Annotated in this window: 12 protein-coding genes; 2 read left to right on the plus strand and 10 right to left on the minus strand. The window is 62.8% G+C overall.

Features of this window, described 5'->3' with window-relative positions:
* The 3 genes from rpsL to rpoB form a co-directional block, all read right to left on the minus strand.
* The gene (gene rpsL / locus ACIP90_RS15365) at nucleotides 1-375 is read right to left on the minus strand and encodes a 30S ribosomal protein S12 (protein WP_003803830.1); all 375 of its coding nucleotides are present in this window, start codon (nucleotides 373-375) and stop codon (nucleotides 1-3) included.
* A gap of 414 nt (nucleotides 376-789) precedes the next feature.
* Entirely contained in the window at nucleotides 790-4,689 is a 3,900-nt protein-coding gene (locus ACIP90_RS15370) for a DNA-directed RNA polymerase subunit beta' (RefSeq protein WP_400580301.1), read from the minus strand.
* A gap of 118 nt (nucleotides 4,690-4,807) precedes the next feature.
* A complete protein-coding gene (gene rpoB / locus ACIP90_RS15375; RefSeq protein WP_400580302.1) occupies nucleotides 4,808-8,314 on the minus strand; it encodes a DNA-directed RNA polymerase subunit beta in 3,507 nt (1,168 codons plus the stop codon).
* A gap of 442 nt (nucleotides 8,315-8,756) precedes the next feature.
* Here rpoB and ACIP90_RS15380 point away from each other — a divergent pair, with 442 nt between their 5' ends.
* Both ACIP90_RS15380 and ACIP90_RS15385 read left to right on the plus strand, forming a co-directional pair.
* The gene (locus ACIP90_RS15380; RefSeq protein ID WP_400580304.1) at nucleotides 8,757-9,956 is read left to right on the plus strand and encodes an acetyl-CoA C-acetyltransferase; all 1,200 of its coding nucleotides are present in this window, start codon (nucleotides 8,757-8,759) and stop codon (nucleotides 9,954-9,956) included.
* Nucleotides 9,956-10,477, plus strand: a complete 522-nt coding sequence (locus ACIP90_RS15385; protein WP_400580305.1) for an aminoacyl-tRNA deacylase — start codon at nucleotides 9,956-9,958, stop codon at nucleotides 10,475-10,477. The genes ACIP90_RS15380 and ACIP90_RS15385 overlap by 1 nt, the downstream gene beginning before the upstream one ends.
* A 70-nt stretch (nucleotides 10,478-10,547) precedes the next feature.
* Here the strand turns inward: ACIP90_RS15385 and rplL are convergent, their stop codons facing one another.
* The 7 genes from rplL to nusG form a co-directional block, all read right to left on the minus strand.
* On the minus strand, nucleotides 10,548-10,925 hold the full coding sequence (gene rplL / locus ACIP90_RS15390; protein WP_400580307.1) for a 50S ribosomal protein L7/L12: 378 nt from the start codon (nucleotides 10,923-10,925) through the stop codon (nucleotides 10,548-10,550).
* Nucleotides 10,926-11,003: 78 nt separating this feature from the next.
* Nucleotides 11,004-11,591, minus strand: a complete 588-nt coding sequence (gene rplJ, locus ACIP90_RS15395) for a 50S ribosomal protein L10 (RefSeq protein ID WP_400580309.1) — start codon at nucleotides 11,589-11,591, stop codon at nucleotides 11,004-11,006.
* Nucleotides 11,592-11,887: 296 nt separating this feature from the next.
* Complete coding sequence (locus ACIP90_RS15400) at nucleotides 11,888-13,003, minus strand: GNAT family N-acetyltransferase (RefSeq protein ID WP_400580311.1); 1,116 nt, start codon at nucleotides 13,001-13,003, stop codon at nucleotides 11,888-11,890.
* A gap of 87 nt (nucleotides 13,004-13,090) precedes the next feature.
* Nucleotides 13,091-14,173 (minus strand): GNAT family N-acetyltransferase, encoded by a 1,083-nt coding sequence (locus ACIP90_RS15405; protein WP_400580463.1) that lies wholly within the window; start codon nucleotides 14,171-14,173, stop codon nucleotides 13,091-13,093.
* A gap of 144 nt (nucleotides 14,174-14,317) precedes the next feature.
* A complete protein-coding gene (gene rplA / locus ACIP90_RS15410; RefSeq protein ID WP_400580313.1) occupies nucleotides 14,318-15,025 on the minus strand; it encodes a 50S ribosomal protein L1 in 708 nt (235 codons plus the stop codon).
* A gap of 197 nt (nucleotides 15,026-15,222) precedes the next feature.
* Nucleotides 15,223-15,654, minus strand: coding sequence for a 50S ribosomal protein L11 (rplK, locus tag ACIP90_RS15415; RefSeq protein ID WP_003803853.1), 432 nt, complete (start codon nucleotides 15,652-15,654; stop codon nucleotides 15,223-15,225).
* 132 nt (nucleotides 15,655-15,786) lie between these two features.
* Nucleotides 15,787-16,650 carry a transcription termination/antitermination protein NusG gene (nusG, locus tag ACIP90_RS15420; protein WP_400580314.1) on the minus strand — a complete coding sequence of 288 codons (864 nt, stop codon included), beginning with the start codon at nucleotides 16,648-16,650 and terminating at the stop codon, nucleotides 15,787-15,789.
* Nucleotides 16,651-16,754: the final 104 nt, after the last annotated feature.

Raw genomic sequence — 16,754 nt, forward strand, 5'->3', positions numbered from 1 at the left:
TTACTTCTTCTCCATCTTTGCGCCGTAGCGGCTGCGGGCCTGCTTACGGTTCTTGACACCCTGGGTATCGAGGGCGCCGCGGACGATCTTGTAGCGGACACCGGGGAGGTCCTTCACACGACCACCACGAACGAGCACAATGGAGTGCTCCTGGAGGTTGTGGCCTACACCGGGGATGTAGGCGGTGACTTCAATGCCACCGTTAAGGCGCACACGTGCGACCTTACGCAGAGCCGAGTTCGGCTTCTTCGGGGTGGTGGTGTAAACGCGGGTGCAAACACCGCGGCGCATCGGGCTGCCCTTAAGCGCGGGAGCCTTGGTCTTGGAGACCTTCGGCGTGCGGCCCTTGCGGACCAGCTGGTTAATCGTAGGCACTTTCGTGTTCTCCGTTTTATCCGGAACAGCCTCTTACAGCCGCTCTCTTTTTGCTTTGCCTCGCCGCCCGAGCTTTGAAGAAGTCTCCAGAGCAGCTGAGGCGAAGCCTTAATAGTCGGATCGCACACATGGGGAATGACCAGACTTTCGTCCTCAAAGGTCCCTAGGCATGCAAAAATGTGGCATACGTTGCACAAGAACCCTGCAAACCGGAAACGTCGCTCTGGTTCTGCCTTTAGGCTGATACAGCCTTCTAGCTAAACCGGGCGCACTCATCCACTGCCACAATAACAATTGGTACTCAGTCTAACATGGACGGATCCCAGACCTTAATCGGGCCCGAACGGGAAAGGCCCCGCCCCCGCTCCGCTGATGAAAGCAGAGCGTGAACGAGGCCTTTCGCCAGGCGTTCCGTTACCGGAAGTCGTTGCCCAGGTCGTAGTCATCCAGCGGGATGGCGTGGAACTCAGGAGCTCCGTCGCCGCCCAGGGAATCGTAGGAGAAGTCGCTGAAAGCGCTCGGGCCGGTGAACAGGTTGGCCTTTGCTTCTTCAGTCGGTTCCACCGTGACCTCGGTGTAGCGCGGGAGACCCGTGCCGGCCGGGATCAGCTTACCGATGATGACGTTCTCCTTGAGGCCGAGCAGCGGATCGCTCTTGCCTTCCATGGCAGCCTGCGTCAGGACGCGGGTGGTCTCCTGGAAGGAAGCTGCGGACAGCCAGGACTCGGTGGCCAGGGAGGCCTTGGTGATGCCCATGAGCTCAGGACGCCCGGAAGCCGGAGTCTTGCCCTCGGACACAACGCGGCGGTTGGCATCCTCGAAACGGCTGCGCTCGGCCAGCTCACCCGGGAGCAGGTCGGATTCGCCGGATTCGATGACCGTGACGCGGCGCAGCATCTGGCGGACGATGACTTCCACGTGCTTGTCGTGGATGCCAATACCCTGGCTGCGGTACACGCCCTGCACTTCGTCCACAAGGAACTTCTGTGCGGCACGCGGGCCCATGATGCGCAGGACCTGCTTCGGGTCGACCGGGCCGTTGATGAGCTTCTGGCCCACCGTGACGTGCTGGCCGTCCTCGATCAGGAGGCGCGAACGGCGCAGGACCGGGTACGCGATCTCTTCGGAACCGTCATCGGGCGTGATGACCAGACGCATCTGGCGCTCGGACTCTTCGATGGTGATGCGGCCGGCTGCTTCAGCAATCGGCGCGACACCCTTCGGAGTACGGGCTTCGAAGAGCTCCTGGATACGGGGCAGACCCTGGGTGATGTCGTCGCCGCCGCCGGCGGAAACAGCACCACCGGTGTGGAACGTACGCATGGTCAGCTGGGTGCCCGGCTCACCGATGGACTGCGCGGCGATGATGCCGACAGCCTCACCGATGTCCACGGTCTTGCCAGTGGCCAGCGAGCGGCCGTAGCAGAGGGCGCAGGTGCCGACGCTGGACTCACAGGTGAGTACGGAGCGGACCTTGACCTCGGTGATACCGGCTGCGAACAGTTCGGCAATGACGACGTCGCCGCAGTCGGTGCCGGCAGCAGCCAGGACATTGCCCTTGGCATCGGTGACGTCGACGGCGAGCGTACGGGCGTAGGCGCTGTTCTCGACGTTCTCGTCCAGCACCAGTTCACCGTTGGCGTCGGCGACGGCGATCGGAGTCACCAGGCCGCGCTCGGTGCCGCAGTCCTCTTCGCGGACGATGACGTCCTGCGATACGTCCACCAGACGACGGGTCAGGTAACCCGAGTTCGCGGTACGCAGCGCGGTGTCAGCCAGACCCTTACGGGCGCCGTGCGTGGCGATGAAGTATTCCAGCACCGACAGGCCCTCACGGTAGGACGACTTAATCGGACGCGGGATGATTTCACCCTTCGGGTTGGCCACCAGGCCACGGATACCCGCGATCTGACGGACCTGCATCCAGTTACCACGTGCACCCGAGGACACCATGCGGTTGATGGTGTTCATCGGTGACAGGCTGTCACGCATTGCCTGGGCAATCTCGTTGGTCGCCTTGTTCCAGATCTCGATCAGTTCCTGGCGGCGCTCGTCGTCGTCGATCAGGCCCTTGTCGTACTGGCCCTGAATCTTCGCAGCGCGCTCCTCGTAGCCGGCCAGAAGTGCCGGCTTGGAGGCCGGGACCTCAATGTCGGAGATGGCGACGGTGACGCCCGAGCGGGTGGCCCAGTAGAAACCGGCATCCTTCAGGTTGTCCAGCGTTGCCGCGGTAACAACCTTCGGGTAGCGCTCGGCGAGGTCGTTGACGATGCGGGACAGTTCGCCCTTGTCAGCAACAGCCTCAACCCACGGGTAGTCCTCGGGCAGGGTCTCGTTGAAGAGGACCTGGCCCAGTGAGGTTTCAACCAGTGCGGGCTGACCCGGCTCCCAGCCTTCGGGTGCTTCCCAGCCGGCGTAGGGGACGAAGCCCTCGAGCCGGATCTTGACCTGGGAGTTCAGGTGCAGCTCGTGGGCATCGAACGCCATGATCGCTTCGGAAACCGAACCGAAGATCCGCCCTTCGCCCGCCGAACCGACACGCTTGGTGGTCAGGTGGTACAGGCCGATGATCATATCCTGCGAAGGCAGGGTTACCGGACGGCCGTCGGACGGCTTCAGGATGTTGTTCGAGGAGAGCATCAGGATGCGTGCCTCAGCCTGGGCTTCGGGGCTCAGCGGCAGGTGCACTGCCATCTGGTCGCCGTCGAAGTCAGCGTTGAAGGCGCCACAGACCAGCGGGTGAAGCTGGATGGCCTTGCCTTCAACAAGCTGGGGCTCGAACGCCTGGATGCCGAGGCGGTGCAGGGTAGGTGCACGGTTCAGCAGCACGGGGTGCTCGGTGATGATCTCTTCGAGGACGTCCCAGACCTGCGGACGGTAACGCTCAACCATGCGCTTGGCCGACTTGATGTTCTGGGCGTGGTTGAGGTCAACCAGGCGCTTCATCACGAACGGTTTGAACAGCTCCAGGGCCATCTGCTTGGGCAGACCACACTGGTGCAGCTTCAGCTGCGGGCCGACGACGATGACCGAACGGCCGGAGTAATCAACGCGCTTGCCGAGGAGGTTCTGGCGGAAACGGCCCTGCTTGCCCTTGAGCATGTCGCTCAGGGACTTCAGCGGACGGTTACCCGGTCCGGTGACCGGACGGCCGCGGCGGCCGTTGTCGAAGAGGCTGTCAACAGCTTCCTGAAGCATGCGCTTCTCGTTGTTGACGATGATCTCCGGAGCACCCAGATCAAGCAGACGCTTGAGGCGGTTGTTGCGGTTGATCACACGGCGGTACAGGTCGTTGAGGTCGGAGGTCGCGAAGCGGCCACCGTCCAGCTGGACCATCGGGCGCAGTTCCGGCGGGATCACCGGGACAGCGTCCAGCACCATGCCGAGCGGGCTGTTGTTGGTGGTCAGGAACGCGTTGACAACCTTCAGACGCTTCAGCGCACGGGTCTTGCGCTGGCCCTTGCCGTTGGCGATGACGTCGCGCAGTGCGTCCGACTCGGCCTGCATGTCGAAGCTCTCAAGACGCTTCTTGATGGCTTCGGCACCCATGGAGCCTTCGAAGTAGATGCCGTAGCGGTCGCGCAGCTCGCGGTACAGACCTTCGTCACCTTCGAGGTCGGCGACCTTCAGGTTCTTGAACCGGTCCCAGACCTGCTCGAGGCGCTCGATCTCGGCGTCGGCACGCTTACGGACATTCGCCATCTGGCGGTCAGCCGAATCGCGGGCCTTCTTCTTGTCGGCAGCCTTGGCGCCTTCACCCTCGAGACGGGCAAGCTCGTTCTCAAGGTCACGGGCGATCGTCGCGATGTCGGAGTCGCGGTTGTCGATCAGCTGCTTCTTCTCGATGTCGTGCTCAACCTGCAGGTTGGGCAGCTCCGCGTGGCGGCTTTCCTCATCGACGCTGGTGATCATGTAGGCAGCGAAGTAGATGACCTTTTCGAGGTCCTTCGGTGCCAGGTCAAGGAGGTAGCCCAGACGGGAGGGAACACCCTTGAAGTACCAGATGTGGGTTACAGGCGCAGCCAGCTCGATGTGGCCCATGCGCTCACGGCGCACCTTGGCACGGGTGACTTCAACGCCACACCGCTCACAGATGATGCCCTTGAAGCGCACGCGCTTGTACTTGCCGCAGTAGCATTCCCAGTCACGGGACGGGCCAAAGATCTTCTCGCAGAAGAGGCCGTCCTTCTCGGGCTTGAGCGTGCGGTAGTTGATGGTTTCCGGCTTCTTAACCTCGCCGTACGACCAGCCGCGGATGTCTTCCGCGGTGGCGAGGCCGATCTGCATGAGGCCGAAGGAGGATTCGCTGGACATATGGTCCCTGTTCTCTCTTGTTCTCTAAATTCTGAAGTCTTGGTTGCGGGATGAGGAAGGTGACGCCTGGGAAAAGACAGCGCGGGCGGACCCGCGTGCTTTTCCCAGGTCGTACTCCTTAAACCTCTTCTACGGAACTGGGCTCTGCACGAGACAGATCGATGCCCAGTTCTTCCGCAGCCGTGAAGACTGCGTCATCAGAGTCACGCATTTCAATTGTGGTTCCGTCCGTGGAAAGGACTTCCACGTTCAGGCACAGCGACTGCATTTCCTTGATCAAGACCTTGAAGGACTCAGGAACGCCCGGCTCGGGGATGTTCTCCCCCTTGACGATGGCTTCGTAGACCTTCACACGACCGTGGATGTCATCCGACTTGATCGTCAGGAGCTCCTGGAGCGTGTAGGCGGCGCCGTAAGCTTCGAGCGCCCACACTTCCATTTCACCGAAGCGCTGGCCACCGAACTGTGCCTTACCACCCAGCGGCTGCTGCGTGATCATGGAGTACGGGCCCGTGGAACGCGCGTGGATCTTGTCGTCCACCAGGTGGTGGAGCTTCAGGATGTACATGTAGCCGACCGAGATCGGATCCGGGAACGGCTCGCCGGAGCGGCCGTCGAACAGGCGGGTCTTGCCCGAGGAGTTGATCAGGCGCTCACCGTCGCGGGTCAGGTTGGTGGAGTCCAGCAGGCCCGTGATTTCCTCTTCGCGGGCACCGTCGAAGACCGGCGTTGCAACAGTGGTCTGGCCACTCTCGCGCGGCAGGTTCGGCAGCTGCTTGGCCCACTCGGGCTCGCCTTCGATCTTCCAGCCGGTCTTGGCAACCCAGCCCAAGTGCGTTTCCAGCACCTGGCCGACGTTCATACGGCCCGGGACACCCAGCGGGTTCAGGACGATATCGACGGGGGTACCGTCGGCAAGGAAGGGCATGTCCTCGACCGGAAGGATCTTGGAGATAACACCCTTGTTGCCGTGGCGGCCTGCGAGCTTGTCGCCGTCGGTGATCTTGCGCTTGGCAGCCACGTAGACGCGGACCAGCTGGTTCACGCCCGGGGGCAGCTCGTCGTCGTTGTCGCGGTCGAAGACGCGGACGCCGATGACGGTGCCCGACTCGCCGTGGGGCACCTTCAGGGAGGTGTCGCGCACTTCGCGGGACTTCTCACCGAAGATGGCGCGCAGCAGGCGCTCTTCCGGGGTCAGTTCGGTTTCGCCCTTCGGGGTGACCTTTCCGACCAGGATGTCTCCTGCTTCAACCTCGGCACCGATGTGGATGATGCCGCGCTCGTCCAAACCTGCGAGGACTTCCTCGGACACGTTGGGGATGTCACGGGTGATCTCCTCGGCACCAAGCTTGGTGTCGCGGGCATCGATCTCGTGCTCCTCGATGTGGATGGAGGAAAGAACGTCCTCAGCCACGATGCGCTGGGACAGGATGATGGCATCCTCGAAGTTGTGGCCTTCCCAGGACATGAATGCCACGAGGAGGTTCTTACCCAGGGCGAGTTCACCCTGGTCCGTTGCCGGGCCGTCAGCGATGATGCCGCCGACCTCCAGACGCTGGCCTTCGCTCACCAGAACGCGGTGGTTGTAGCAGTTGCCCTGGTTGGAGCGGGCGAACTTGTTGATGCGGTAGTTGGTCTCCGTACCGTCGTCGTTGAGCATGATGACGAGCTCAGCGGAAACCTCGGTGACCACACCGGCCTTCTTCGCGATGACAACGTCACCGGCGTCAACGGCTGCTGCGCGTTCCATGCCGGTACCCACGAACGGGGCTTCGGAACGGACCAGCGGCACAGCCTGGCGCTGCATGTTGGCACCCATGAGTGCGCGGTTGGCGTCGTCGTGCTCGAGGAACGGGATCAGGGCGGTTGCCACGGACACCATCTGGCGCGGGGAAACGTCCATGAACTGCACATCGGCTGCGGGAACGAGAACGGGCTCGCCTCCACCACCGCGGGCACGGACCAGGACGGTCTCTTCAGCAAACTTCTTGTTGGCGTCCAGCGGAGCGTTGGCCTGTGCGATCAGGACCTCGGCTTCGTCATCGGCCGTGAGGTACTGGACCTCGTCGGAAACCACGCCGTCCTTCACAAGGCGGTACGGGGTTTCGATGAAGCCGAAGGGGTTGATGCGGCCGTAGGATGCCAGCGAACCGATCAGACCAATGTTCGGGCCTTCAGGCGTTTCGATGGGGCACATACGTCCGTAGTGGGACGGGTGAACGTCTCGGACTTCCATGCCTGCACGGTCACGGGACAGACCGCCCGGGCCAAGTGCGGACAGGCGGCGCTTGTGGGTCAGACCCGACAGCGGGTTGTTCTGGTCCATGAACTGGGACAGCTGGGACGTTCCGAAGAACTCCTTGATGGCTGCCACCACCGGGCGGATGTTGATCAGGGTCTGCGGCGTGATCGCCTCGACGTCCTGGGTGGTCATACGCTCGCGGACAACGCGCTCCATACGGGACAGGCCGGTGCGGACCTGGTTCTCGATGAGCTCGCCGACGGCGCGGATGCGGCGGTTGCCGAAGTGGTCGATGTCATCGATTTCGACGCGCAGCTCGTGGTCTTCGCCGTCGCGCTTGCCCATGAGGGTCTTCTCACCGGCGTGCAGCGCAACCAGGAACTTGATCATGGCGACGATGTCTTCAACGTGCAGAACCGAGGCTTCCTTGTCGCCAAGGGAGCGGTCGATGCCAAGCTTGCGGTTGATCTTGTAACGGCCGACCTTGGCCAGATCGTAGCGCTTGGAGTTGAAGTACAGGTTGTCCAGCAGGGACTGGGCAGCCTCGACGGTGGGCGGCTCGCCCGGACGCAGCTTGCGGTAGATGTCCAGCAGGGCGTCTTCGCGGGTTTCGGTGGCGTCCTTCTCCAGCGTGGCGCGCATGGAGTCGTACTGGCCGAACTCTTCGAGGATCTGGCCTTCGGTCCAGCCGAGGGCCTTCAGCAGCACGGTGACGGACTGCTTGCGCTTGCGGTCGAGGCGCACGCCGACCTGGTCGCGCTTGTCGATCTCAAGCTCAAACCATGCACCGCGGGACGGGATGATCTTTGCGGTGAAGATGTCCTTGTCGCTGGTCTTGTCGGCGGTGCGCTCGAAGTAGGCGCCCGGCGAACGGACCAGCTGGGAAACGACGACACGCTCGGTGCCGTTGACGACGAAGGTGCCCTTCTCGGTCATCAGCGGGAAGTCACCCATGAACACGGTCTGCTGCTTGATTTCGCCCGTGTTGTTGTTCATGAATTCGGCCTTGACGTACAGCGGTGCCGAGTACGTTGCGTCCCGGTCCTTGCATTCGGCCATGGTGTACTTCGGGTCAGCGAACTCCGGATCGGAGAAGCTCAGGGACATGGTGCCCTGGAAGTCCTCAATCGGGGAGATCTCTTCGAAGATGTCGGAAAGACCGGAGGTGGTGGCGACGCTGAGGTCGCCTTCTTCGACGGCCTTCGCTACGCGTGCCTGCCAGCGTTCGTTTCCAACCAGCCAGTCGAAGCTGTCTGTCTGGAGGGCAAGCAGATTCGGAACGTCAAGAGGTTCGTGAATCTTTGCGAATGAGAGCCGGCGAGTTGCACCATCGGTGCTTGCCGTGTTAGCGGTTTCGTTATTAGAGGTGCTCGAGGCGACCAAGAGGGATCCTTCCACAGACCTTCAGGCGTTTTCAGATCTCCCCCGCTATGTACCCTGCGAAAGTGACTCCGCAGTGCTACCAACCGGTTCCGCTATATGACCCGGACCTGGTCTGCCCATGCTGGTGACGTTGTACACGGCACATTGATGGAGCAGCTGCCAGGAGAAGCCCACCGCTATATGAAGGCTGAAGGTAAACAGGGAAGACGCAAATATCTACGATACGGCAAAACCCTACGCGTGTCTACCCCACTTCGGTTGGTATTGCAAGCACTGTTGCCGGAGGCACCTATTTGCCAACCGGAGACACCCATTTGTCGAGCCCGATCTGCCCGCCGGCCCGGCGCCCCGGAATTCCGCTGGCCGTACAACGTTTAAATGGATAGGTGACCATGTTCACGCTAACCTAGGCCTATATCGCCACAAATCAGGAGAGACTACCATGAGCAACTCCGCAGACAACAACGACGTTGTCGTCCTGTCCGGCGCACGGACACCGCAGGGCCGTCTCAACGGCCAACTGGCGAGCTTCACCGCCGTCGAACTCGGGACGCACGCCATCAAGGCGGCCGTCGCAGCCAGCGGTGTCCGCGCCGACCAGGTGGACGCGGTCATCATGGGGCAGGTGCTGCAGGCGGGCGCCGGGCAGAACCCGGCCCGGCAGAGCGCGATCGGTGCCGGAATCGGCTGGAACGTGCCCACGGTGACCATCAACAAGGTATGCCTCTCCGGGCTGACCGCCGTGATCGACGCGGCGAGGATGATCCGCAGTGGCGATGCCGCCGTCGTCGTTGCAGGAGGCCAGGAGTCCATGACCCGGGCGCCGCACGTCCTTCCCGGTTCGCGGCAGGGCTGGAATTATGGCGCCGTCCAGGCACTGGACGTTGCCGCGCACGACGGCCTGACTGACGCATTTGACGGGCAGTCGATGGGCCTCTCCACCGAAAGCAAGAACCTCGTGCTCGGCATCGACCGTGCCTCACAGGACAACGTCGCCGCCCAATCGCACCAGCGGGCGGCCCTCGCCGCGAAAAACGGGGTCTTCGACGACGAAATCGTGCCCGTCAGCGTCAAGCAGCGCAAGGGTGATCCGCTGGTTGTCACCGCCGACGAAGGCGTCCGCCCCAATACGTCGGTGGAATCCCTGGCAGGACTCCGCGCCGCGTTTGTCACGGACGGCACCATCACGGCAGGGAACTCCTCTCCCCTGTCCGACGGCGCCTCCGCACTGGTCCTGACGTCCCGCAGGTTTGCGGACGAGAACGGCCTGGAATACCTCGCCGTGGTGGGCAAGCCGGGCCAGGTGGCCGGCCCCGACAACTCCCTGCACTCGCAGCCCTCCAACGCGATCCGTAATGCACTGGACCGCGCCGGCTGGACTTTGACCGACCTGGACTTCATTGAGATCAATGAGGCGTTCGGTTCGGTCGCCGTGCAGTCCCTCAAGGACCTCGACTACCCGCTGGAACAGTGCAACATCCACGGCGGGGCCATCGCCCTGGGCCACCCCATAGGCGCCTCCGGTGCCCGGATTGCCCTCCATGCGGCGCACGAGCTGAAACGGCGCGGCCAGGGCAAGGCGGCGGTTTCCCTGTGCGGCGGAGGCGGCCAGGGCGAAGCCCTGCTGCTGTACCGCGACTGATGGAGGCCTTGTCGGCGGCCGGGGCTGACGGCTCCGGTGCGACCGGCGCCGGAAAGGAGCGCTTCCTCGCCGACGCCGCCGCCCGCGGCCTCGACGTCGAAATCGTGGAGCGGCTTGCCGCCCACAGCCTCGAGGAGGCCGCACAGATCCTCGGGATCACGCCTGCCGACATCGTGAAGTCCCTCGTGGTGAAACACAAGGACGGCAGCTTCCTGTTCGCCCTCATCCCCGGGGACCGCCAGATTTCCTGGCCCAAGCTCAGGAATCTCGTGGGCGTCAATAAATTGTCCATGCCCACGGCGGACGTTGCCCTGGAAGCCACGGGCTACGAGCGCGGAACCATCACCCCGCTGGGCAGCACGAGGGCTTGGCCCGTGTATGCAGACGAGACCATTGCGGGCCGCCGCATCTCGATGGGCGCCGGCCAGCACGGCTACAGCGCCTTCGTCGAAGCCGATGCCCTGGTGGCCGCGCTCGGCGCCGTGCTGGCGGACATCAGCGACCCCAACCAGACCGGTTAAACGCAGGAATCCGCTTAAATGCAGGAATCCCCGCCCACCGGAGTGGACGGGGATTCCTGCAAAGCAGTCGTTACTTGAGGGTAACGGTGGCACCGGCAGCCTCGAGCTGCTCCTTTGCCTTCTCGGCAGCTTCCTTGGTGGCGCCTTCGAGAACAGCCTTGGGAGCGCTGTCAACCAGGTCCTTGGCTTCCTTGAGGCCCAGGGAAGTGATGGCGCGAACTTCCTTGATCACTGCGATCTTCTTGTCGCCAGCAGCTTCGAGAACGACGTCGAAGTCGGTCTTCTCTTCAACCTCTTCTGCAGCGCCACCGGCAGCGGGGCCGGCAACAGCAACAGCAGCAGCGGTAACTTCGAAGGTCTCTTCGAAGAGCTTGACGAACTCGGAGAGCTCGATGATGGTCAGTTCCTTGAAAGCTTCAATGAGCTCTTCGTTGGTGAGCTTCGCCATGGTTGGCGTCCTTCCTATAGTGGTGATCGGCGGCGGCATGCCGTGCCTTTTCACCGGAGTCTGGTTTGAAAAGAGAAATTACTTCTCTTCTGCGGCGGCTTCAGCCGGAGCTTCGGCCTCTGCTGCTTCTGCGGCGGGTGCTTCTTCAGCGGCGGGAGCAGCGGCTTCAGCCGGAGCACCGTTCTCTTCTTCAAGCTTGAGGCGCAGGGCGTCGATGATGCGTGCAGCAGCGGCGGCAGGGGCCTTGAGGACGCCTGCAACCTTGGCGAGCTGCAGCTCGCGGGACTCGAGTGCTGCCAGGGCAGCAACTTCGCTGGCGTTCAGTGCCTTGCCCTCGAAGTAACCGGTCTTGATGACCAGCTGCTTGTTGGTCTTGGCAAAATCCGTCAGGCTCTTGGCAGCTGCAACTGCGTCACCCTTGATGAACGCGATTGCAGTGGGGCCGGCGAGCTGGCCGTCGAATGCTTCGACACCGGCTTCCTTGGCTGCAATGGCGGTCAGGGTGTTCTTGACGACCGCGAACTTGGTGTCCTGGCCGAGAGAAACACGCAGCTGCTTGAGCTGTGCAACGGTGAGCCCACGGTATTCGGTCAGGACAGCGGCGTTCGATTCCTTGAAATCGTTAGTGATCTCAGCTACTGCTGAAACCTTGGTAGGCGTTGCCATAACCCTCCTTCCGGGGATAGTGCCGGTATTCCGGGTCCCCGCTCAGGTGAGCTAAAACTAAAAACGCCCCGCGCAGATGCACGGGGCTGGGCTCAACGCGGTTCAGAACCGCGGAGCTTTGCTTCGTTCACCTGCGTTGGCCGCCCTATGTCAGGGTCCTTCGTCCGGAAACCCACTGGTTCTTCCGCGCGCAACTGCAGAGTTGAGCTGAGCTCGAAAGAGTGGATTTCCAACAACCGACGGTCTTTGGTAGTTCAAGCTTACGGGACACGGCGCCGGACCGCCAAATCGTTGGCCTAGCTGCTACTGGGCCCCGTGTCCGGAAGTTCCTTCTGCCAGATCCCGGTGACACCCGCCGTCGTGAACCCCAGCTGACGGTTAACAGTCAGGAGATACCGGTTCTCGGGGGCATTCCAGGTGTAGATTACGCGCGCATCGGGAAACTGCTCCGTGAGCCGCTCCATGTTGGCCACCTTGATCAGCAGGCCCAGCTTGTTCCCGCGGTGTTCCTGCAGCACCACGGTGTCATCCTGGAAGACAACGTCCTGCCGCTGCGCCAGGACGCTGATGGTAGTCAGCCCCACGAGCGTTCCCGAGGCAATATGCTCGACGGCGGTCACCACCGTGCGCCGTCCCTGGGCGATGGTCACGTCCTCCGCTTCCCGCAGGATGCGGGCATCGAACACCATCCCGTCGCCCTCGGCATCCGGGGCAGGCAAAGCATCCCCGCCGGCCTGGTTCTCCAGGACCGCGACGGCTTCCAGCCAGCGTTCCGGGCACCGGTCGGTCCAATGGTGCAGGCGGTACCGGCCGTTGTTGGTTTCCTGCGCCTCAGCCTCGAGTTCCGCCACGAGCTTGGTGTCGAGCGGCAGGGCGCAGGAACTGAACTGCTCGATGTGCTGGAGGGTGTAGCCGGTACGTCGGGCGAAATCGACCTCCCTGCTCCCGAGCGGCACGAAGCCCTGCCCGGAGCCCGGCACCAGCTGCTCCTCTGCAAATTCATGCAGCGACGCCCCGGGGTGGTTCGTGTCGATCAGGATCATGGACCTGCCCTCATCGCGGGCAAATCCTTCCGCGGCCTCAAGCAGCTGCCGGCCCACCCCTTGGCCTTGGTATTCGGGCAGGATGTCCAGCGTGAACTCGGCCAGGTCAAGGTTGTCTGTCAGGGGAAGGGCGATATCCACGGTGCCCACGATCTCGCCGTCAATCTTGGCAACGAGGATGACCTGCCGCTCGTAGGGATCGTCCAGTTCCAGGAGCTTCTCCAGTGGGGCGTACGCGAGGTCGTCGCTCCCCCACGTCTGCATCCTGACCTTGCGGCCCACTTCCACTGCGGCCAAAAAGTCCGCAGCGTCGGGCGCATCGATGGAATTTGGGATGAACAACTGCTCTATCCGCACTTCACTTGCCATGGGGCATCTTCCCAGCCGTTTCTGCCTCTTGCCGTCCCAGGGACGGGTTTAAGTCCACGCGGAGTATCCATCGCCAGCATATGCCGGTTAGCGGCGGCGCTGCCACTCACCGTCGTACCCGGCGGGGCGAAAGCCGAGCGCCACATTAATTGCGAGCATATGGTCGTTCTCGGCGGCGTTGAACGTGAGGACCCGCTTCACCGATGGATGTTCCGCTGCCATGCGCCGCAGGTTGAGGATCTTGACCAGCATACCCAGTCGGTTGCCCCGGTGCTTCCCGGCCACGAGGGTGTCCTCCTGCTCGGCGATCCAGGGTTTCGAGGCGGAGTACTGCAGGACCGAATAGGCAGCAAGCTCACCGCTTGCGGTGTGCCGTGCCACGGCAACGAGGGACTCCTGTCCGGTTGCCTTCCACTCATCCTCGACGTGCCGGACCCGTTTGGCATCCCACGTTTCCGGATCGTAGTGGAGCGCCCCGGCCGGGCTGTCGATGCTCATCCGCGACATGAGCACGGCCATCTGGTCCACATATTCGTCCGGGCAGCGGTCCGTCCAGCTGAGGAGTTCATAGCGGTCGCCGGCGACGGCGGACGCCTCGCGTTCCAGCGCGTCCAGGATCCCGCCCGACGGCGGCATGTCCAAGGCACTGAACCGCGTCACCTGCTCCAGTGTGTACCCGGCTGCCAGGGCGAACCTGACCGCGCGGGACTCCGCGGGAACTCCGCCGGTGCCTGTTCCCGGCTTCAGGATGCCGGATCCGTCCGGGTCGAAGCCGGGAGGGTGCTCGGTGAAGCTCTGCAGGGTGGTCCGGCCGCTGTTCGCGGCAATATCCTCGGCGTGCTTCAGCAGCGCCCGCCCGATGCCCCTGCCGGTGAACTCGTTCAGCACGTCAACCCGGACCATGGCGTCCTGCAGGTTCTCTTCCAGCGGCAGTCTGATCCACGCTCTGGCGGCCATGCGCCCGTCAATGCGCACGAAGAACAGTCGCATCTGCTGGTAATCGTCGTCCCGCCAGGCCTCCAGGCGGGCTTCACCGGGCATGGCGCGGTCAAGGTTCCCCCACGTTTCCAGCACCAGGGCATCGCTGAGCTCGCTGTACTCCAGGAACTCAGCAGCATCCGGCGCTTTAAGGGAGGCGGGAAGTACCAGAGGTTCTATGCGGTAAGACATTGTCGTCACCGGTTCAGCCTAGCTTCGCGGCCCTGCCTCCTCCAGAGGACCGCTATGGCTGCAGCGGCAACGAAAGAACCGCCCGGCACAGTGCCGGGCGGTTCTTTTCGTGTCTGCCGGAAAACCGGCGGGCGTTCGCGAGGGTTAGGCCTCGATCAGCACCTTGGTGACGTTGGGGTCAACAGTGATGCCTGGACCGAACGTGGTGGCAACCGTTGCCTTCTGGATGTAGCGGCCCTTGGAAGCGGACGGCTTCAGGCGAAGCACCTCTTCGAGAGCGGCTGCGTAGTTCTCAGCCAGCTTGACGGCGTCGAACGAAACCTTGCCGATGATGAAGTGCAGGTTGGAGTGCTTGTCGACACGGAAGTCGATCTTTCCACCCTTGATGTCGTTGACGGCCTTGGCGACGTCAGCGGTCACGGTGCCGGTCTTCGGGTTCGGCATCAGGTTACGCGGGCCGAGGACCTTACCGAGGCGGCCAACCTTGCCCATGAGGTCAGGGGTGGCAACGGCTGCGTCGAAGTCGGTCCAGCCGCCGGAGATCTTTTCGATCAGGTCGTCGGAACCAACGAAGTCGGCGCCGGCAGCGATTGCTGCTTCAGCCTTGTCGCCGGTTGCGAAAACGAGAACGCGGGCGGTCTTACCGGTGCCGTGCGGCAGGTTGACGGTGCCACGGACCATCTGGTCAGCCTTACGCGGGTCAACGCCCAGGCGGAAAGCGACCTCAACGGTCGCGTCGAACTTCGAAGGGTTGATTTCCTTCGCCAGGCTGATGGCCTCGAACGGGGCGTAAACCTTGTCTGCCTCGATCTTGGCTACGGCTGCCTCATATGCTTTGCTGCGCTTTGCCATGCTGCTTATTTCTCCTTGTGCAGTTGTGGTCTGCGGACCGCGCTGGGCCCTGCCACAGTCGGAAGTCCGGCTGGTTTTATCCGGAGCGGATTTCCGACATTACGGTTTGTGCCGGTTGTCCGGCATTGGTGCCGGTTTCCCGGCGGTGCTGCCCGTCGTCGTCGGTTTACCGAACGCAACATCAGGCAGCGGGGGAATTAACCCTCGACGGTGATGCCCATGGAGCGGGCGGTGCCGGCGATGATCTTCGCTGCGCCTTCAAGGCTCGTGGCGTTGAGGTCTTCCATCTTGGTGGAGGCGATCTCATTGACCTGGGCCTGGGTCAGCTTGGCAACCTTGACGGTGTGCGGGGTAGCCGAACCCTTGGCGACGCCTGCGGCCTTCTTGATGAGCTCTGCAGCCGGCGGGGTCTTGGTGATGAATGTGAAAGAACGGTCCTCGTAGACCGTGATTTCAACGGGAATAACGTTTCCGCGCTGGGCTTCCGTTGCAGCGTTGTACGCCTTGCAGAATTCCATGATGTTGACACCGTGCTGGCCAAGCGCAGGACCGATCGGCGGGGCCGGGTTGGCGGCACCTGCCTGGATCTGCAGCTTGATGAGGCCGGTGACCTTCTTCTTGGGAGCCAATGTAGGGTCCTTCTCTCAAATACGTCCTGGGACACAGGAGCGTGCCTCAGGTGGTTGACCGCCATGGCGAGGCGGCCTGCCGTCCCGGAACTGATAAAGCGGGCAGTTCCGGGACGAAATCTACGGGTGTTGCTAGATCTTGGAGACCTGGTTGAACGCCAGGGTAACCGGGGTTTCGCGTTCGAAGATGGAAACCAGCACCACCAGGGTCTGGGACTCCACCTTGATCTCGGAGATCGTGGCAGGCAGAGTCTCGAACGGACCTTCCTTGACGATGACCGATTCGCCGACTTCGAAGTCGACGTCGACCGGGGCAGCAGCGTGCTTAACCGGCTTGCCCTTCTCGGCCTGCTCTTCTTCGAAGACCGGGGCGAGCATGGAGAAGACCTCGTCCAGGCGCAGCGGCACGGGGTTGTGGGCGTTGCCCACGAAGCCGGTGACACCGGGCGTGTGGCGGACGGCGCCCCAGGAGGCGTCGGTCAGGTCCATGCGGACCAGGACGTAGCCGGGGATGCGGACGCGGTTGATGACCTTGCGCTGGGCATTCTTGATCTCAACGACTTCTTCCATCGGCACCTGGATTTCGAAGATGTAATCTTCCATGTCCAGGGTCTGGATGCGGGTCTCAAGGTTGGCCTTGACGCGGTTCTCATAGCCGGCGTACGAGTGGATGACGTACCAGTCACCCTCCTGGCGGCGCAGTTTCGCCTTGAACTCTTCGGCGGGATCCGTGGCCTTGGCGGCGGCCGCTGCCAGGGCGTCCGACTCGGCGGCCGGCTCCTCGTCGCCTTCGGCGGCGTCGTCGGAGTCAGTTTCGTCAGCTTCATCGGCGGCGTCAGCAGCGCCGTCCTCAGCCTCTGAGGCGGAGTCGGCGTCAGCAGCGCCGTCGAAATCGGGTGCAGCAGACTCAACCTCAGACCCTTCGGCGGACTCCGCCGCCGGATTCTGGGTTTCATCCAGCTCAGTCTCAGTTACCTCGAGCTTGTGCTCAGACACTTGGTCTCCTGCTTCCTCATTGCCTAACTTGCCTATTTAAATGGCTCAATTCCGCACACTCCGCAGCTCCTCCGAAAATTCGGAAGAGTCCACGCAGTCTGCGG

It is taken from the genome of Arthrobacter sp. NPDC093139 (assembly GCF_044754165.1).
Classification (GTDB): Bacteria; Actinomycetota; Actinomycetes; order Actinomycetales; family Micrococcaceae; genus Arthrobacter.